Annotated in this window: 15 protein-coding genes; 11 read left to right on the top strand and 4 right to left on the bottom strand. The window is 68.4% G+C overall.

Annotated elements, in window-relative coordinates; translation table 11 throughout:
• The first annotated feature begins 66 nt into the window (after positions 1-66).
• A complete protein-coding gene (locus KEG57_RS03060) occupies positions 67-624 on the top strand; it encodes a hypothetical protein (RefSeq protein ID WP_272418123.1) in 558 nt (185 codons plus the stop codon).
• 18 nt (positions 625-642) lie between these two features.
• Here the strand turns inward: KEG57_RS03060 and KEG57_RS03055 are convergent, their stop codons facing one another.
• Entirely contained in the window at positions 643-1,626 is a 984-nt protein-coding gene (locus KEG57_RS03055; RefSeq protein ID WP_272418124.1) for an NAD(P)H-dependent flavin oxidoreductase, read from the bottom strand.
• A 180-nt stretch (positions 1,627-1,806) separates the two neighbouring features.
• Here KEG57_RS03055 and KEG57_RS03050 point away from each other — a divergent pair, with 180 nt between their 5' ends.
• Genes KEG57_RS03050 through KEG57_RS03020 form a run of 7 tightly spaced genes read left to right on the top strand, consistent with a single transcriptional unit; the run spans position 1,807 to position 7,385 of the window.
• Complete coding sequence (locus tag KEG57_RS03050) at positions 1,807-2,373, top strand: OmpA family protein (protein WP_272418125.1); 567 nt, start codon at positions 1,807-1,809, stop codon at positions 2,371-2,373.
• A gap of 12 nt (positions 2,374-2,385) precedes the next feature.
• Positions 2,386-3,075 carry a MotA/TolQ/ExbB proton channel family protein gene (locus tag KEG57_RS03045; protein WP_272418126.1) on the top strand — a complete coding sequence of 230 codons (690 nt, stop codon included), beginning with the start codon at positions 2,386-2,388 and terminating at the stop codon, positions 3,073-3,075.
• A 15-nt stretch (positions 3,076-3,090) separates the two neighbouring features.
• The gene (locus KEG57_RS03040; protein WP_271928148.1) at positions 3,091-3,531 is read left to right on the top strand and encodes a biopolymer transporter ExbD; all 441 of its coding nucleotides are present in this window, start codon (positions 3,091-3,093) and stop codon (positions 3,529-3,531) included.
• A complete protein-coding gene (locus KEG57_RS03035) occupies positions 3,528-4,361 on the top strand; it encodes a TonB C-terminal domain-containing protein (protein ID WP_272418127.1) in 834 nt (277 codons plus the stop codon). The genes KEG57_RS03040 and KEG57_RS03035 overlap by 4 nt, the downstream gene beginning before the upstream one ends.
• On the top strand, positions 4,352-5,689 hold the full coding sequence (locus KEG57_RS03030; RefSeq protein ID WP_272418128.1) for a beta-propeller domain-containing protein: 1,338 nt from the start codon (positions 4,352-4,354) through the stop codon (positions 5,687-5,689). The genes KEG57_RS03035 and KEG57_RS03030 overlap by 10 nt, the downstream gene beginning before the upstream one ends.
• 14 nt (positions 5,690-5,703) lie before the next feature.
• Positions 5,704-6,516 (top strand): ferritin-like domain-containing protein, encoded by an 813-nt coding sequence (locus KEG57_RS03025; RefSeq protein ID WP_272418621.1) that lies wholly within the window; start codon positions 5,704-5,706, stop codon positions 6,514-6,516.
• Positions 6,489-7,385 carry a hypothetical protein gene (locus KEG57_RS03020; RefSeq protein WP_272418129.1) on the top strand — a complete coding sequence of 299 codons (897 nt, stop codon included), beginning with the start codon at positions 6,489-6,491 and terminating at the stop codon, positions 7,383-7,385. Before KEG57_RS03025 ends, KEG57_RS03020 begins: the two co-directional genes overlap by 28 nt.
• Positions 7,386-7,387: 2 nt before the next feature.
• On the opposite strand, the gene KEG57_RS03015 is transcribed toward KEG57_RS03020, so the two are convergent.
• Both KEG57_RS03015 and KEG57_RS03010 read right to left on the bottom strand, forming a co-directional pair.
• Positions 7,388-8,050: a thioredoxin family protein gene (locus KEG57_RS03015; RefSeq protein ID WP_272418130.1), complete on the bottom strand. Its 663-nt coding sequence runs from the start codon at positions 8,048-8,050 to the stop codon at positions 7,388-7,390.
• Between the two features lie 119 nt (positions 8,051-8,169).
• The gene (locus tag KEG57_RS03010; protein WP_272418131.1) at positions 8,170-10,413 is read right to left on the bottom strand and encodes a DUF4215 domain-containing protein; all 2,244 of its coding nucleotides are present in this window, start codon (positions 10,411-10,413) and stop codon (positions 8,170-8,172) included.
• 293 nt (positions 10,414-10,706) lie between these two features.
• Between KEG57_RS03010 and KEG57_RS03005 the strand changes: the two genes are divergently transcribed.
• Positions 10,707-11,552, top strand: a complete 846-nt coding sequence (locus tag KEG57_RS03005) for a DUF309 domain-containing protein (protein WP_272418132.1) — start codon at positions 10,707-10,709, stop codon at positions 11,550-11,552.
• A 31-nt stretch (positions 11,553-11,583) separates the two neighbouring features.
• Here the strand turns inward: KEG57_RS03005 and uvrB are convergent, their stop codons facing one another.
• Complete coding sequence (gene uvrB, locus KEG57_RS03000) at positions 11,584-13,731, bottom strand: excinuclease ABC subunit UvrB (RefSeq protein WP_272418133.1); 2,148 nt, start codon at positions 13,729-13,731, stop codon at positions 11,584-11,586.
• 132 nt (positions 13,732-13,863) lie between these two features.
• Between uvrB and KEG57_RS02995 the strand changes: the two genes are divergently transcribed.
• Together KEG57_RS02995 and KEG57_RS02990 are read left to right on the top strand one after the other, a co-directional pair.
• Positions 13,864-16,776, top strand: coding sequence for a TIGR03960 family B12-binding radical SAM protein (locus KEG57_RS02995; RefSeq protein WP_272418134.1), 2,913 nt, complete (start codon positions 13,864-13,866; stop codon positions 16,774-16,776).
• Between the two features lie 37 nt (positions 16,777-16,813).
• On the top strand, positions 16,814-17,608 hold the full coding sequence (locus KEG57_RS02990) for a TSUP family transporter (protein ID WP_272418135.1): 795 nt from the start codon (positions 16,814-16,816) through the stop codon (positions 17,606-17,608).
• Positions 17,609-17,819 lie beyond the last annotated feature (211 nt).

Raw genomic sequence — 17,819 nt, 5'->3', positions numbered from 1 at the left:
TGGAAACCGGACGCGGGCGCCCCTATCGTCTCCTCGTGGCCGGCGCTCGCTGGCCGGGAGATCACGATGACCACGACGTTCGACGCGCTGCACGATGTCGCAGAGGCCCCGCTGTTCCCGCGTGATCGCCCGCTTCCTCCCACGCTGACCGTGCGCCAGGCGCGTGACGCGTACCTCGCGGAGAACGGCTTCACGACGGACGAGTATACGGCCGAGACGTTTTCGGTGATGATCTTCGGCGGGCGGGCCAAGGTGACGCTGCCGAACCCGCCGCCGCGGCGCTGGGCGATCGGGTTGCACGATTTGCATCACGTGGCGACGGGGTACGGCGCCAATTTGATCGGAGAAGGCGAGATCGCGCTCTGGGAGCTGATGGGCGGCTGCGAGACGTGGATCGTGTATCTGCTGAACGCCTCGGCCGCGATGGGGGGATTCGTGCTCTCGCCGCGCCGCATGCTGCAAGCGTACCGCGACGCCAGACCGGCGAAGGCGCTCTACCGGCAGGGGATGAGGGTCGACGAGCTGCTCGACATGCCACTCGGGGATCTGCGTGAGCGGCTCGGGATCCCGCGCGAGGGCCTGGCGAAGGGCGAGCGCGCGGTCGCGGCGAAGCCGCGCGCCTGAGAGGTTTTCAAGAAAAACCTATCCGCGGAAGGTGCTCGAACGGGTGAGGAGGTCCCCGCACGCCGCGTCGTATTCGGCGCGCATGCGGCGGACGAGCGTCTCCACGCTGGGCGCGTCCGCGATGCTGCCGACGCCCTGGCCCGCGCTCCAGATGTCGCGCCACGCCTTCGCGGCCGTGTTGCCGCCGGAGCCGAAGTTCATGGTGGATTTGTCGGCCGAGGGGAGGTTGTCCGGGTCGAACCCGGCCGCCGCGACGGAGGGCTTGAGATAATTGCCGTGAACGCCCGTGAAGAGGGACGAATAGACGATGTCCTTCGCCGCCGTGTCGACGAGCATTTGCTTGTAGGCAGGCATCGCGTTCGCCTCCTCGGTGGCGATGAAGCGCGTGCCGACATAGGCGAGGTCGGCGCCGATCGATTGCGCGGTGAGGACGTCGCGGCCCGTGGAGATCGCGCCGGCGAGGCAAACCGTGCCCTGATAGAACTTGCGGACCTCGGCGACGAGCGCGAACGGCGAGAGCGTGCCGGCGTGGCCGCCCGCGCCCGCGCAGACGAGGATGAGGCCGTCGACGCCCTCTTCGATCGCTTTTTCGGCGTGCCGCACGTTGATGACGTCGTGGAGCACGATGCCGCCGTACGAATGCACGGCCTTCACCACCTCGGCCGGCGGGCGCAGGCTCGTGATGATGATGGGCACCTCATGCCGGACGCAGACCTCCATGTCGTGCTCGAGCCGATCATTCGAGCGGTGCGCGATCTGATTGACCGCGAACGGCGCCACGCGCGCGCCGGGGTTTTGCGCGCGGTATTCTTCGAGCTCGGTTTTGATCCGCGTGATCCAGACCTCGAGCTGCTCCTTCGGGCGCGCGTTGAGCGCCGGGAAGGACCCGACCACGCCCGCCTTGCACTGGGCAATGACGAGCTCGGGGCCCGAGACGATGAACATGGGCGCGCCGATCACGGGGAGCGTGAGGCGGCCTTCGAGGCTCTTGGGAATCGGCATGGTCGGGGTCCTCCGGGGAAGCGTCCCAACGTCGTAGGCCCTAGACGCGCCTCACGTCAAGAGGGCTGCGATCATGGCCTCTATACCAAGTGCTCGGGTTTCGCCAAATTTGTGCCCGAACACGAGCGACGTGGTAAGCGCGAGTCGATGGACGCCGGGGGGCGTCTCGCCGGAGGAATCATGTCGCGTCACAAGGTCATCACCCTCCTCAGCACCACGCTCGCCGCGCTCTCGATCGGTTGTGGTTCGGATCCCGTGGCCGCGCCGAGCACGGCCGCCGCGGTGGCCGCGCCGAACCCCGCAGCCGCGAAAGCGCCCGAGGCCGCGAACACGCTCGCCGCGCCCGTGAGGAAGGACAAGACCACCCCCACCGCCGGCTCGGTGCACATCGAGGACCGTATCGTGAAGGCGTGCGGCGACATTCCGCGCGCGCGCTTCGCGTTCGACTCGTCCGACCTCGAGCCAGAGGCGACGAAGGCGCTCGAAGCGCTCGCCCGCTGCTTCACGACGGGCCCGCTCGCCGGCAAGGGAATGAAGCTCGTCGGACATGCCGATCCGCGCGGAGAGACCGAATACAACTTCGGTTTGGGCCAGAAGCGCGCCGGCAACGTGGCGGACTTCCTGGGCAAGAAGGGGCTCGAAAAGTCGCGCGTGGAGATGTCGTCGCGCGGGGAAATCGAGGCAACCGGGGTGGACGAGGACGGCTGGGCCCAGGATCGCAAAGTCGACGTGTATCTCGCCGACTGAGGACGAAAAGCCATGATCGATACGCCGATCGAAACTGCCGCGGCGCCGATCCGTCTGGATCCGGTCTCGCTCGTCTTGCATTCGTCCGGGCCCGTGTTCGTCGTGGTCTGGCTGCTCGTGGCCGCGGCGGTGATGGTCTGGGTCATCGCCTTCTTGAAGGCGCTCCAGCTCGGCCGGTTGAGCCGGGCGGAGCGGCGTTTCCAGCAAGAGGCGAAGCATGCGCTCTCGGCCGACGCGCTCTTCGCCGCGGCGAGCCGGTATGCGGACGCTCCGGGCGCCGTGGTCGTGCTCGAGCTCGGGAAACGCGCGGGGAGCCCGAAATTGCTCGATTCCGTGGCCAAGCGCGCGCTCGTCGATCAGGAGCAGCGGGCCGGGTCGCTCATGGCCTCGTTGTCCACGATTGCCGCGGCCGCGCCGTTCGTCGGGCTGTTTGGCACGGTGTACGGGATCATGGACGCGTTTTTGCGGATCGGGCAGGCGAAGAGCGCGAGCCTGCCGGTCGTGGCGCCGGCGATCGGCGAGGCGTTGATCGCGACGGCGATCGGGCTTGCGGCAGCCATTCCGGCGGTCGTGGCCTACAATGCGCTGAACAAGCGGATCGACGCGCTTTTGTCGGCGATCGAGGCGGCGAGCGAGGGCTGGGTGGCGCTCGTCTCCGAGGTGCCGGCGACGTTGCCGAAGCCGAGCACGCAGGGCTCCTGAGGAAAAGGACGCGCCATGGGCATGTCGACCGGCGGATCGAGGCGGGGCAGGGGAAAAGGGTTCGGCGATATCAACGTCACGCCGCTCGTCGACGTGATGCTGGTCCTGCTCGTGGTGTTCATGGTGACGGCGCCGCTGCTCGCGTCGGGCCTGCGGGTCGAATTGCCGCAGGTCGAGGCGACGGAGGCGCCCGTCAAGGACACGAAGCTCGTCGTGACGGTGACCAAGGAGGAAAAAATCCTCTTCGGGGAAGATGACGTGACGACGAGCGTCGAGGATGTGCTCGCGACGAACCCGCGGGTGCAAAAAGAAAAAGAGCTGTACATCCGCGCGGACAAGGACGCGCGGTATGCGGCGGTCGCGCGTGTGGTCGCGGCGGCGCGCTCGGCGGGTGTGCTGGGGCTCAATTTGCTGGTCGAGCCGGAGCCCGACGAGGCGCGGGAGGCGGTCCGGTGAGCACGGACGCGGCGCCGTCCACGAAAAGCGATTTTCGGGTCCACGAGATCGCGCTGGCCGTGATCTGCGCGGTCGGGCTCCAGGGCGGGGCATTGTTGCTGCTGCGCGCGGCGAATCTCGATCGGCCGGCCATGGCGCCGGAGATCGACAAGGGGCCGAGCGTGCCCGTGAAGGTGGTGCCCGTGCTCGATCTCGACGCGGCGCCAGCCTTGAAGCTCGGCGGAAAACGGGATCCGGCGAAGCTTCCGGATCGATGGTTGAAGCCGCGGGCGAAACGCCGCGTGGAGGAAAAAGCGTTCGTCTCGACGAAGGCGGAAAAGACCGAGGAGGCGATTCCGCCGAAAGAGATCGAGGTGGCCGAGGCGAAAACGCCGGTGCCGCCGCCCGAGGCCGAAGTCGCGAAGGTGGTCGAGACGCCGATCGAGGAGCCCGCGAAGGTCGAGCCTCCGCCGAACGTGGATGAAAAAGGCCACGAGGACGGCGTGAAGGGCGGGACCGAGATGGATCCCTTGAAGGCGCGCGCGGTGGACATCTACCGGGAGAAGGTCCGGAGCTGGTTCAGCCGTAGGTTCCGCGTCTCGGGGTCGGGTTTGTCGCCTGAGGAGATCACGAAGTTCCGCGTGGCCGCGACGGTGACGCTCTCGGGCGGTCGATCGGTCGCGAGCTTTGCGATCGTATCGAGTGGCCAGGCTGCATTCGATGCCGCGGCCCGCGCCGCGCTGGAGAGCGCCAAGGGCGAGGAATTGCCGCCGCCGCCCGAGAATTATCCGGACATCGTCCAGAGCCAGATTTCGCTCACCTTCACCTGCACGCCGGAGCGATGCGATTGAAGAAGACCCTGCTCGCCCTCGCCGCCGTTTCGTCCGTCTCGGTCGCCGCATTCGCGGAGGAGCCCGCGCCCGCGGAGACGCCGCCGTCGCCGGAGGATTTGCTCGGCAATATCGTGGTCGTCGCCGGGGCGACGCGGCCTCTGCCGCGGATCGCGGTCCTGCCCTCGTCGAGCTGGGACGAGGAGGATGTGATCATGCGGAGCGTGGCGCGGCGTGATCTGGAGCTCTCGGGCGAATTCGAGGTGCTCACGGACGACGACGCGCCGGAGGAGGCGTGGGGCGCGGAGACGCTCGATGTCTCGATCTGGGCGAAAAAGAAGGTCGAGGCGCTCGTGGAGGCGCGCGCGCGGCCGGTGCCGGGGCAGGACAAGGTGGAGCTCCGGGCGCGGGTGTATTTCGTGCGCAACGGGGCCGGGGCTGTTCTCGACAAACGGTTTTTGATCCCGGCGTCGGAGCTGCGGGAGGAGGCGCACCGGATCTCGGATCTCGTGATCGGGGCGCTGACGGGGCAAAATGGCGGATTCGCCAGCCGGATGACGTTCGTCGCGGGCGTGGGCAAGCTCAGGCGCGTGTTCACGGTGGATGCGGACGGGCACGATCCGAAGCCGGTTTCACCGACGGAGGAGATCGCGGTCGCGCCGGCGTTTGGTAAGGGGGACGAGCTTTACTGGGCGGCGAGCGCGCAAAACGGAGAATACCGGATCCGGACGGCGAGTGGGCGGGCGGTGGATTTGCCCATCAAGGGCTCGGTGTACGGGCTCGCGTTCTCGCGCGACAAATCGCGCGTCGCCGTGTCGATCGCGGACGGGGGTACGATCAAGATGTTCGTGGGCCCGGATTTCGCGGGCCTTTCGCCCGCGAGCGAGGTGGGCATGGCCCTCCGGCCGACGTTCACGCCGAGCGGCAACCTCGCGTATTCCGGCGAGGGGCGGTTCGGGCAACGAATCTACGTGGACGACAAACCTATCTCGCCGGACGGGCTCTTCGCGACGGCTCCGACGTTCTGCAATCACCCGGACGGAGTGCGGGCGGTGTACGCGGTGGGGGTCGGCAAAGATACGGACCTCGTGTCGACGGACGAACGCGGGCGCGGGATGGTGCGGCTGACGCAGGGGCAAGGGCGCAATGGATATCCGGCGTGCAGCCCCGACGGGCGGCTCGTGGCGTTTTTCTCGACGCGGACGTCGGGCGAGGGGCCGGGGCTCTACGTGATGCGGCTCGACGGCGGGCGGCCGAAGCGGATCTCGACACTCGTCGGAGATTCGTTACGATGGGATCCGCTCCCGCCCGGGCGCGGCGTCGAGCTGAAGAACGAGCCAAAGAACTGACGAGCAAGGTCGTGATGGAGATCCCGATCCCGCCGGAAGGGACGGCGGAGCGCTGGGCGTACGATTACGTGACGAGCGAGGCGCTCGAGCACAAGCTCGCCCCGCCGCCCGTGCCCGCGGGATGGGAAGAGGATGCGCCCGCGCGGCGGATCGAGCGGCCAGGGAGGCCGAGCACGCTCGAGATTGCGAAACGCGCGCACAAGTCGCCGGGGCCGGATGCGATCCGGGACCCGGCGCGAAGGGCGCAGCTCGTGCACACGTTCCTGCACCACGAATTGCAGGCCGCCGAGCTGATGGCCTGGGCGCTGCTCGCGTTTCCGGAGGCGCCGCGGGCGTTCAAGAAGGGGCTTTTGCAGATCGCCGGGGACGAGATCCGTCACATGGCGATGTACGCGCGGTACATGGAGGGGCTCGGTCACGCATTCGGAGAGTTTCCGGTGCGGGATTGGTTCTGGGAGCGGGTGCCGCGCTCGAAATCGCCGGCGCATTTCGCGGCCGTGATGGGGATGGGGCTCGAAGGGGGGAATCTCGATCATACGGCGCGGTTTGCCGGGCGATTTCGCGCGATCGGGGACGAGGAGGGGGCGCGCATCCAGGAGATCGTCTGCGCCGAGGAGGTGCCGCATGTGCGCTTCGGGCTGCACTGGTTCCGGCGATTTACCGAAGGGCTCGATTTCGAGGCGTGGCGCGCGCATCTGCCGGAGCCGCTTTCGCCGATGGTGATGCGAGGATCGCCGCTGAATCGAGAGGATCGGATCCGGGCAGGTTTTCCCGAGGTGTTTTTGCAGGAGCTCGACAAATGGGCGCCCGAACCGCGTGGCTCCTGAACCTCGGCGCGGAAGTCGAGCTGGAAGACGCGCGACGGACGCTCGGAGCGGAAGCGCGCGCGCGGCTGCCGGAACTCGCGGGGCGGCTCGGGGCATTGGTGCGTCCGAACGATATATTGCTGTTTGGTGCGCCGGACGAGGTGAAGCGCGCTGAAGGGGCGGTGGGAAAGGCATGGTTGCCGACGCCGCGCGCGCTCGAGGCGCTCGCGTACGCGGGCGCGCGCGTGCCCACGGCGCCCGCGTATGAGGCGCTGCGTCGGGTGAACGATCGTCGATTCTCGCTCGCGCTCGGGGCGACGCTGCCGGGGCAACGGACCGCGACGACGCTGGACGAGGTGCGCGAGGCGCTCGCGGCGCCGTCGCTGGGGGGAAACTGGCTTTTGCGCAGGCCGCATGGATTCGCCGGGCGCGGGCGGCGGCGGGCGCGGGTGGACGAGGTGCTCGGCGCGGCACGGGGCTGGATTGAAGCGTCCCTGCGCTCGTTCGGCGCGCTCGTGGTCGAGCCGTGGGTCGAGCGCGTGGCCGATTTCGGGTGGCACGGGTTCGTGTCACGCGAGGGGCGAATGTCGCTCGGCGAGCCGACGTGGCAGGAGACGGCGCCGGACGGGACGTGGCTCGCGACGCGGCCCGCGAAGCCCGGGGAGATCGGCCGGGAGGAGACGGCGCTCCTCGCGCAGGCGGTCGAGCAAGCGGGCGCTGCGCTCGCGGATGCGGGTTATTTCGGGCCGTTCGGGGTGGACGCGTTCCGCTGGCGAGACGGAAAAGGGAATTTGCAGTTCAATCCGCGCTGCGAGATCAACGCGCGGTATTCGATGGGGTGGGGGATCGGAATGGGGGAGCGCCGTCCGGATCTGGATCCGGAGGAATAGGCTCACATCGGCCGCGCGAGCTTGCGCAGGGCCGCGTCCATACCGCCGAGGAGTGAGCCCGGGTCGTTCTCGTCGTAGAAATGCTGGAACTTGGGGCGCGGCGCGTGGACGTCGGCCATGAGCGCTCCGTCCGGGGCGAGGAAAAACGTGCGCGGGACGTATGAGCCGTCGGGGGCGTATCGGTCGCCGATCGCGGACTCGTCATCCGGGTTCACGCGAATCATCACGAAATCCTTGGCGCGCGTGACGATGCGCGGATCCTGGAAGACGTTCGCGTAATTGCGGCAATGCGGGCACCAGGCGGTGTAGAAGACGAGACAAACCGGTTTGTTCTCGGCCTTCGCGCGGGCCATGCCGGCCTCGTAGCTTTGCCACGCGATCTGCGCGTCGTTCCAGTTCTCGCCATTCGCTGATTTTCCAGGCGGAGGCGGCGGCCTGGGGGCGGGCGCGGTCGTGACGGCGGGCGGCGCGGTCGTGGCGGCGGGGACGGGCTCGGGGCTCACCGAGGCCGTAGAATCTTCCGCCTTGAAGGAGCCGTAGAGCAGGGCGCCGAGCATCGCGACGGCGCCGATCGCCGCGGCGAGGCTGCCCCACGAGCCCTTCGCGGGTGCCTCCTTGCCCTTTTTACGACCCCGCTCCCCGCGTTTTCCTTGATCCTTCGTCACCTGGGAGGTGTAGCCCCGAAAGGTCCGAAGGTCCACACACATCGCGGGCGCCGCGAGGGCGAGCGGGCCGTTTCGCTCGCCCCCGCAGCCGGATCACGCGCAGGGAGGGTGGGCCCGCTTCACGGCGCGAGGCCGAGGAGGAAGACGTTGTCGGCCGCGCCGCCCGCGAGGGCGCCGCCGCCGAAATTGACGTTTCCAACGAACGAGCCGGTGAACCAGGAGGCGCCCGCGGCGTCGACGGCGACGGCCTCGCCGCGGTCGTTTTGCGGGCTGCCGAAGCCACGGAGCCAGACCTGCGTGCCCGTGGGGCTCAGCTTGGCAACGAAGATGTCAGCCATGCCGGACGAGACGATCGTATTGCCGCCGAACCCGATGACGCTGAAGAATTCGCCCGTGAGGATGACGTTGCCGAAGGCGTCGGTCGTGATGTCCTTGCCGCGCTGCGCGCTCACGGCGCCGAAGCTCTTGCTCCAGGCGTGATTGCCGTTCGGATCGAACTTCACGACGAACCCGTCGTCGCCGCCGACGCTGGTGGTCGCGCCGCCGCCGAGGTCGATCGTGCCCGCATACTGGCCCGTGACGACGATGTTGCCGCTCGGATCCGCGGCGACCGCGAGAGCGCGCTGATCCGAGGCGTCGCCGAAGTGCTTGCTGAAGAGGTGATTGCCCGTGGGGCCGAATTTCGCGACGAAGACGTCCTCGCCACCGGTGGCCACGAACTGGCCGCCGCCGAAATCGGCGACGTTCTCCATGCCGCCGACGATGATGACGTTGCCGGCGGTGTCGGTCGCGACGTCGAACCCTTGCTGGTTCTGCGCGGAGCCGAATCCCTTGGCCCAGAGCGCGTTGCCCGCGTTGTCCATCTTCGCCACGTAGACGTCGAGGTTGCCGGCGCCCGTGAGCATCATCATGCCCCAGGAGAACGTGCCGGAGAACGCGCCGGTGACGAGGACGTTGCCCGCATTGTCGACGGTGACGCCGGACGAGGTTTGCGTGAAGTTCGCGCCGAATCCCTTGGCGAAGACCTCGGCCCCCGCGGCGTCGAGCTTCGCCACGAAGAAATCGTCGGCGCCTCCGCTCGTGAGGGTCGTTGCGCCAATGGTGATGGTCGTGGAGAAGTTGCCGGTGAGGAACGCATTGCCCTGGGCGTCGACGGCGAGGCCCGTGGCGAGCTGGTCGCCGGCGCCGCCGTAAGCCTTGGACCAGATGTGGTTGCCCTGCGCGTTGAATTTCGCGACGAATACGTCGACGCCGCCCGCGCTCGTGAGCAGGCCGCCGCCGAAATCGATCGTGCCGGCGAAATTGCCCGCGACGAGGATGTTGCCCATGGAATCGACGGCGATCGCGAGGCCCTGCTGGGCCGAGGCGTCGCCATAGGATTTGCTGACGACGTGCGCCCCGGTGCAAGCGGGCGCCGTGCCATTACAATCGTCGTCGACCGGGGTGGCGCAGTTCTCCAGCGAGGGGAGGACCTGGCCGACGCAGGGGCCGTACGATTTGCCGTCGGCCGCGCAGGTCTCGGTGCCGGCCACGCATTGGCCGACGCCCTGCGTGTTCATGGGGCCCGTGTAGCAGGTCTGCGTGGTGCCGGGCATGCAGATGCAGCCGACGCTGTCGTCCGGCGTGCCGTCGCAATCCTGGTCGATGCCGTCGCAGATCTCCATCGTGGGGACGACCTCGCCGACGCAGGGGCCCCATTGCCCGCCCGCGCAGGTCTGGGTGCCGCCCACGCAGATGCCGACGTTCTGGGTGCCCGGCGGGCCCATGTAACAGGACTGCGTGGTGCCGTCGACGCAATCGCAGCCCTCGTCCGGGACGCCATTGCAATCGTTATCCATTCCGTCGCACGTCTCCGGTTGCGGAGCGCAACAGGCGCTCGGCTCGCCGGTGCACTGGTAGCCCGCCTCGATCATGCAGGCCGCGTCGCAGCCGTCGCCGGGCATCGTATTGCCGTCGTCGCAGAGCTCGGCGCCCTTCACCAGGCCGTCGCCACAGAGGGCCGTGCACACGGAGGGCGCGCCGGTGCATTGGAATCCGGTCTCGATGGCGCACGCGGCGTCGCAGCCGTCGCCCGCCGTCGCATTGCCGTCATCGCAGGCCTCCTCCTGGATTACGCCGTCGCCGCAGACGTCCGACATGCCGCCCACGCCACCGGAGCCGCCCACGCCGCCGGAGCCGCCCACGCCGCCCACGCCGCCGATTCCGCCGGAGCCGCCTGCACCGCCGACCCCGCCCATTCCACCGCTGCCGCTCGAGCTCGAGGTGCCGAACGGGAGCGGTCCGTCATCGCTGCAGCCGGCAGCGCCCCCGAGCGCCGCAGCCGAAAGGAGAAGGACCAGGCTCGTTCGTGTCGTTCCGATCATGAGAGTCTCCCGAAGAATGTTGTCGTCCGATCCGGAGACGCCCATGTGAGCGTCGCACGGGCGGATGGATCCACGATGCGGGACATGGCGAAAGGCGAGCGGTAAAAAGCGACCGTGCCGATCGAGATGATCCGCACGTCGGTTTCGTGCCTTCGGAGTGTGAGGTGGATCGGCTAGGCGCTGCACATGTCCCCGGACAGACCCGAGGTGTCGATCGGCTGGCGCTAAGGGCGCGGGCACGAGTCCGTCCGGTCGATGAGAGATCGGCAAGGAGCACGCGCCTACCCTTTCAAATGCCTACCTGGTCGTGTATCGTCTCCCACGCCGCCATGGCCGACGACGCGAACCAAGATCGTGAAGCTGCATTCAATCGAGGTCTCGAGTGGTACCGCGCCGGTTGCCATTTCGATGCCTACGACACCTGGAAGCAGGTCTACCAGGACGAGCAAAACGAGACAAATCGCCGGTTTTTGCAGGCGATCATTCAAGTGACGGACGCGATGCACAAGGTTCGTCACAACGCCGAGCTGCGCGGATCGGTGCACCTGCTCGAACGCGCGCTGATCAAGCTCGACGCGCTGCCCGACGTCCACGGCGGCATCGATCTCGCCACGTTCCGCGATGCGACGCGCACGTGCCTGGCCGAGATCAAGCGCCTCCTGTCCGTCGCCCAGAAGAACCTGGAAGACTCGTTCATTCCGCCGCTGAAGAGCGTGGGCTCGGGTCCCGTGCTGGAGCCGCGCGTTTCTCCGCCGTCAAATGATCCGGAGACGCTCTTCCAGAACGGCCTCGACGCGTACGCCGCAGAGCGGTTCTACGACGCGCACGAGATCTGGGAGGACTACCGGCGCACGCGGCCGGAATCGGATCCGTCGCGCGAGTTCGTCAAGGGGCTGATCCTCGTGGCGACGGCGATGCACAAACTGCATCGCGCCAAGAGCCCGAGCGGCGCGGCCCAACTGCTGGAGCTCGCCCTCGACAAACTGCGCGACGCGCCCGAAGGGACGTCGGGCCTCGACGTGAAGGCCGTCGTGGACGAGGTGTCGCGCGTGCACGCCGACATCGAGGCACTCGAAACGACGGGCGCCGAAGGGCCGATCGAGGCCCGCTACATCCCGGCCATCCGTCGCAGCACGTGAGATCGAATCGAGCCCGCGAGGCCGCCGCCGCTCAGCGGTAGCGGCCCCGGCTCGTGCTGCCGCCGCCGCCGCGCGGGCTCGACTTCTTCGCGCCACGCGAGGGCTGCGCGTCGCTCCCCTTGGCCTTCGCACGAGGCTTGGCCTTGGTCGCCGGAGGCGGGACCTCCGCGCCCGAATCTTCGAGCTCGCCCTTGAGCGTGCGGAGCTGATCACGCAGGCGCGCTGCCTTCTCGAACTCGAGGTTTTCCGCAGCGGCGAACATCTCCAAGCGCAGCGCTTCGATGCGCTCGGCGAGATCAGCGCCCGTCGGTGCGGCTTCCTTGCCGGAGGCTGTAGCGCCACGTCCGCCCTTGGGAACGGCGTAGTAGTCGCGCGCGCCGGAGGTCGGTGAGAGATCGAGGATCGCCTTCGTGACCGTCGCGGGCGTGATGTTGTGCGCGACGTTGTACGCGCTCTGGATCTCGCGGCGGCGGTTCGTCTCCTGGATGGCGTAACGCATCGCGTCCGTCTCGCGATCCGCGTACATGATGACCTCGCCGCGGACGTTACGCGCGGCGCGGCCGATCGTCTGGATGAGCGAGCGCGGGCTGCGGAGGAAGCCTTCCTTGTCGGCGTCGAGGATCGCCACGAGCGAGACCTCGGGCAGATCGAGGCCCTCGCGCAGGAGGTTGATGCCGACGAGGACGTCGAACTCGCCGCGCCTGAGATCGCGGAGGATCTCCACGCGTTCGAGCGTGTCGATGTCCGAGTGCAGGTAGCGGACGCGGACGCCGAGCTCCGTGTAGTACTCGGTCAGATCCTCGGCCATGCGCTTGGTCAACGTGGTGACGAGGACACGCTCGCTCTGCGCGACGCGCTCGCGGATGCGTTCGAGTAGATCGTCGACCTGGCCGGCGACGGGGCGGACGACGATCTGCGGATCCGTGAGGCCCGTCGGGCGGATGATCTGTTCGACGACCTCGCCGCCGGTCTTCTGGAGCTCGTAGTCGCCGGGCGTGGCGCTGACGAGCAGGACGCGGTCGTAGTGCGACTCGAACTCCTCGAACTTGAGGGGCCGGTTGTCGAGCGCGCTCGGCAAGCGGAAGCCGTACTCGACGAGGGTTTCTTTGCGCGCGCGGTCGCCGCGGTACATCGCCGCGACCTGCGGGATCGTCTGGTGCGACTCGTCGATGATGAGGAGAAAATCCTTGGGGAAGTAGTCGATGAGCGTGGGCGGCGGCTCGCCGGGCTTGCGGCCCGAGAGGTGGCGCGAGTAGTTCTCGATGCCGTTGCAGAAGCCCATCTGCTCGAGCATTTCGAGGTCGTACATCGTGCGCTGCTCGATGCGCTGCTTCTCCAAGAAGCGGCCGGCCTTGTCGTAGAAGTCGAGCCGGTCGCGCAGCTCTTCGCGGATCGAGGCGATGGCGATCCGGAGCTGCTGCTGCTCGGTGACGTAGTGCGAGCCGGGGTAGATCGCGATGCGGTCGAGCGTGCCGAGCACCTTGCCGCGGACGGGATCGACCTCCTTGATGGCCTCGATCTCGTCGCCGAAGAACTCGACGCGGATCGCGATGTTCTCCTCGTACGCCGGGAAGATCTCCACGACGTCGCCGCGCACGCGGAAGGTGCCGCGGTGGAAGTCGATGTCGTTTCTGTCGTACTGGATGTCGACGAGGCGGCGGAGGAGCTCGTCGCGGCGCAGCTCCTGGCCACGCTCCATCTTGATGAGCAGGCCGTGGTAGCTCTCGGCCGAGCCGATGCCGTAGATGCAGCTCACGGAGGCGACGATGAGCACGTCCGGCCGGGACAGGAGCGCGTGCGTGGCGGCGTGGCGCATCCGGTCGATGGCGTCGTTGATGATCGCGTCCTTCTCGATGAAGGTGTCGCTCGCGGGGACGTACGCCTCGGGCTGGTAGTAGTCGTAGTAGCTGACGAAGTAGTGGACGGCGTTGTTCGGGAAGAGCTCGCGCATCTCGCCGTAGAGCTGGGCCGCCAGCGTCTTGTTGGGTGCGAGGATGAGCGTCGGGCGCTGGAGGCGCTCGATGACCTTGGCCGCCGTGAACGTCTTGCCGCTCCCGGTGACGCCGAGCAGGCACTGGAAGGTCTCCGACCGGCCGAAGGCCCCGCAGATTTCCTCGATCGCGCGAGGTTGGTCGCCACGCGGGGTGAAGCCTGAGACGAGCTCGAAACGCCTTGACACGAGGGCGGGCAACCTAGTCGCCAAGAGCAGCCCGCGCAACCCGGCGCGCCCATGCGCACGTTCGCTGCACGCGAACCTTCTCGCTGCGGTTCTCGCGTGCTACCCGAAAGACCCTTCGCCCGAGGTTTTCCCATGGCAGAAGCCCCCGCAGTTCTCGATGGCCACCCGTACGCCGCTTTTCTCGATCGCGTGGAGAAGCCCGCGCGTTACACCGGCGGCGAGGTTGGCTCGGTCGTCAAGGACTGGGGAAGCGTAGAGGCGACGGTCTGCCTCGCGTTCCCCGACGTCTACGACATCGGGATGAGCCACCTCGGGTTCAAGATTCTCTACAAGCTCCTGAACGACGATCCACGCACGCTGGCCGAGCGTTGCTACGCGCCGTGGAAGGACGTCGAGGCAGAGCTACGAGCCCGGAACATTCCGCTCGTTTCGTTGGAAAGCAAACGAAAGTTGCGGGACTTCGACGTGGTCGGCTTCTCGCTCCAGTTCGAGCTGACCTACACGAACATCCTGCTCATGCTCGATCTCGGCGGCGTGCCGCTGCGTTCGTCCGATCGCGGCGAGGATGATCCGCTGGTCATCGCCGGCGGGCCGGTGGCGACGCACCCGGAGCCGGTGAGCGCGTTCATCGACGCGGTGGTGATCGGCGACGGCGAGGAGAAGGCGACCCAGGTGGCGCTGACGTGGGCACGGCTGAAGAAGGCCGGCGTGCCGCGACGCGAGCGGCTCGCAACGCTTGCGAAGCTCGGCGCGGTTTACGTGCCGTCGCTCTACCGGACCGAGGTCGATCCGGAGACGGGTTTCCAGATCGTGCAGGCGCCGATCGAGAAGGGGTTGCCCTTGCCGATCGATCGCGCGCTCGTCGACCTCGACAAGTACCCGTTCCCCGCAGTGAGCCCGACGGGCGGGCCGGAGGCGATCTTCGACCGCGTGTCGATCGAGATCGCGCGCGGCTGCACGGAAGGATGCCGCTTCTGCCAGGCGGGCATGATTTACCGGCCCGTGCGCGAGCGTGACCCGGAGCAGGTGGTGAACACGGTGCTCGAAGCGGTGCGCGCGTCGGGCAACGACGAGGTGTCGCTGACGGCGCTCAGCACGGCCGACGTCTCGTGCATCTCGCCGCTCATCAAGAAGGTCGCGGACAAACTCGCGAAGGAGCGCGTGAGCATGAGCGTCTCGTCGCTGCGCGCCTACGGCCTCGAGCCCGATCTGCTCGACGAGCTCAAGCGCGTGCGCGCGACAGGCCTGACGTTCGCGCCGGAGGCGGGCACGCAGCGGATGCGCGACGTGGTGAACAAGAACGTCACCGAGGAGCAACTGCTCGAGACGGCCGAGCGCATCTTCTCGCGCGGCTGGGACCGGATGAAGCTCTACTCGATGATCGGCCTGCCGACCGAGGAGGACGCGGACGTCGCCGGCATCGTGGAGATGGGCGCACGCACGGCCGGCGTGGGTCGGAAGATCGGCAAGAAAAACGTGGAGGTGACGGTGAGCGTGTCGACGCACGTTCCGAAGCCTCACACGCCGTTCCAGTGGGCCGCGATGGACACGCTCGGCGAGGTCGCGCGCAAGCAAGACCTCTTGCGGCAGACGGTGAGGAACTACCGCAACGTGAAGCTCAAGACGCACGGCGCGGACGCGAGCGTGCTCGAAGGGATTTTTGCGCGCGGAGATCGGAGTCTGTGCGACGTGCTGGAGCGCGCGTACCGGAACGGGGCGCGCTTCGACTCGTGGGACGATCGGCTGCGGCTCGACGTGTGGGAGGAGGCGTTCACGCACTTCGGGACGGATCGCTCGCGCTTCCTCAACACGATCCCCGTGACCGCGCGCCTGCCCTGGGACCACATCGACGTCGGCCTCGAAGAAGGGTTTTTGGCGCGCGAGTACAGGAAGGCGCTGCAGAATCGGTTGAGTCCGCCGTGCGGGAAGGTCGCGGGGACGTTCGTGCACCACACGAACGTGGAGGACGCAGTCGGCGATCAACGCAGGCTCGTCTGTTACGACTGCGGCGTCGCCTGCGACATGACGCAGATGCGGAGCGAGCGGGTCGACTTCCTCCGCAGGCTCGGCGCGAACAAGCGGCTGCCGCTGATCACGGATGCGCCCGTGGCAGCGCCGACGGTCGAGGCGCCCGTGGACGGCGAGGTCGACGAGGCGATCGAGCAAGCGCCCGCGCCGGTGAAGAAGGCGCCGCCGGTGAAGGGGCGCGGCGGATTCTTGTATCGCATCCGGTTCGAGAAGACGGGCGCGATGGCGCTGCTCGGGCACCTCGACGTGGTGCGCGAGCTGCCGCGCGTGTTCCGGCGCGTCGGCGAGCGGATGGTCTACACGAAGGGCTTCCACCCGAAGCCCGACATGATCTTCTCGCCGGCGCTCTCGCTCGGCGTGGCGAGCCTCGACGAGTACGCGGACGTGCGGCTCGAACGCGCGCTCGAACCCGCGGAGATCGCGTCGCTCGTCGAGCGGATGAACGCGGCGAGCCCCTCGGGACTGCGATTCCGCGGAGCTGCGCTGCTCGGGTCGGAGGACGCGGCGATCTCCCGGGTGATCCGCGGCGCGCGGTACGTGCTCGCGTTCGCGCGTTCGGCGCTCGTGGCGCCGCCGGGGCAAACCGCCGAGGAGATGCTCGCTTCCGCGTGCCGCGCGGCGATGGCCGCGCCATCGCTCCAGATCCGGCGCGAGATCGAGGGGATCGGCAAGGTGGTCGACGTGCGCAAGTACCTGCTCTCGGCCGAGGTGGGCGGCGCGGAGGCGCGCGCGGCGCTCGATCGTGCAGGGCTTCTGGGCGACCTCGTGACGCTCGACGTCTTCGTGGAGATCACGGGCTCGGGCGCGGCGAAGTCGTCGGAGATCGCAGCCGTGATCTGTGGCGAAGGCGGCGTCGCTCCGGCGCATCGCGCGATCCGCCTGGAGCTCTTCGGCGGCGCTGCGGACGCGCGTTTCTCGCCGCTCGATCTCGCGGCAGTGAAGAGCGCGCTCGGGCGGGAACGTTCGGCATCCTCCGCCGCTTCCGCGTCCGCGCTCGCGTCGGCCGACGCCGAGTGACAGCGCGTTCGCTTTTGGATAGGAACGCCCTGCGTTCGTGTTCGTCCTCCCGCTCCTCTGCGCGGTCGCCCTCGCCGCCGGCCTGATCGACGCGATCGCCGGCGGCGGCGGTCTGCTCACGGTGCCCGCGCTGCTCGTGGCGATCGCCGATCCGCGCCTCGCGCTCGGCACGAACAAGGGGCAGGCCGTCTTCGGCTCGGGCGCGTCGCTCCTCTCGTTCGTGCGCGCGGGCCGCGTCGACAAGAAGCGCTTCTGGCCGACCTTCCTCGCCGCCGGCCTCGGCTCCGCGGCGGGCGCGCGCGCGCTGCTCGCGGCGCGCCCCGAGGTGCTGCGCCCGATCGTGCTCGTGCTCCTGATCGGCGTCGCGATCTTCTTCGCATCACGCGGAAGACGACGGCCGAAGGAGCAATCGAAGCCCGATGCGCCGCCGCCCGCGCCGAAGCCGTGGGCGATCGCGGAGCGTCGTCCGCTCGTGACGGCCGTGGTGATCGCGCTCGTGATCGGAGCGTACGACGGCTTCTTCGGGCCGGGCACGGGAACGTTTTTGATCCTGCTCTACACCACGGTGTTCGGCGACGACCTCACGCGCGCGACGGCCAACGCGAAGGTCGCGAACTTCGCCTCGAACCTCGCCGCGATGGTGAGCTTCGCGCTCGCCGGACGGATCGACTTCCGCCTCGCGTTGCCGATGGCCGTGGCGCAAGCCGTCGGCGGCGTCCTCGGCGCACGCGCGGCCGTGAAGGGCGGCGAGCAGCTCATTCGATCGGCCGTCCTGCTCGTCTCGCTCGCGCTCGCGGCGCGGCTCGCCTACCAGCTCCTCGCCGGCACCTGAATTTCTACGCCCGGAGCGTCCGCGCGGCGGGGAGCCCTGCGCACGGCAGGACCCACCGATGCGACAGCGTTGTCAGAGGAGGCGCCTTCGCACGCCCTTGGAGGACGCAGGAATCCCGGGCGAGCAGGCGCGGCCCAGCTCTTGCTCGATGTCCTCGTCGCAGCGCGCGAGCGCTCTTTCCTTTGCTTCGCTTCGATCGGTTCCCCGGCGT

Source organism: Polyangium jinanense (assembly GCF_028435365.1).
The sequence above is the reverse complement of the archived record's forward strand: the minus strand, read 5'-3'. Positions and strand labels throughout refer to the sequence as shown.

Excerpts from the sequence above, each read along its gene's own strand:
- KEG57_RS03025 (WP_272418621.1), top strand. The coding sequence starts at position 5,704 with ATGGAGATCCCGATCCCGCCGGAAGGGACGGCGGAGCGCTGGGCGTAC.
- KEG57_RS03060 (WP_272418123.1), top strand. The coding sequence starts at position 67 with ATGACCACGACGTTCGACGCGCTGCACGATGTCGCAGAGGCCCCGCTG.
- KEG57_RS03005 (WP_272418132.1), top strand. The coding sequence starts at position 10,707 with ATGCCTACCTGGTCGTGTATCGTCTCCCACGCCGCCATGGCCGACGAC.
- KEG57_RS03020 (WP_272418129.1), top strand. The coding sequence starts at position 6,489 with ATGGGCGCCCGAACCGCGTGGCTCCTGAACCTCGGCGCGGAAGTCGAG.
- KEG57_RS03040 (WP_271928148.1), top strand. The coding sequence starts at position 3,091 with ATGGGCATGTCGACCGGCGGATCGAGGCGGGGCAGGGGAAAAGGGTTC.
- KEG57_RS03045 (WP_272418126.1), top strand. The coding sequence starts at position 2,386 with ATGATCGATACGCCGATCGAAACTGCCGCGGCGCCGATCCGTCTGGAT.
- KEG57_RS03050 (WP_272418125.1), top strand. The coding sequence starts at position 1,807 with ATGTCGCGTCACAAGGTCATCACCCTCCTCAGCACCACGCTCGCCGCG.
- KEG57_RS02995 (WP_272418134.1), top strand. The coding sequence starts at position 13,864 with ATGGCAGAAGCCCCCGCAGTTCTCGATGGCCACCCGTACGCCGCTTTT.
- KEG57_RS03010 (WP_272418131.1), bottom strand. The coding sequence starts at position 10,413 with ATGATCGGAACGACACGAACGAGCCTGGTCCTTCTCCTTTCGGCTGCG.
- KEG57_RS03055 (WP_272418124.1), bottom strand. The coding sequence starts at position 1,626 with ATGCCGATTCCCAAGAGCCTCGAAGGCCGCCTCACGCTCCCCGTGATC.
- KEG57_RS03030 (WP_272418128.1), top strand. The coding sequence starts at position 4,352 with ATGCGATTGAAGAAGACCCTGCTCGCCCTCGCCGCCGTTTCGTCCGTC.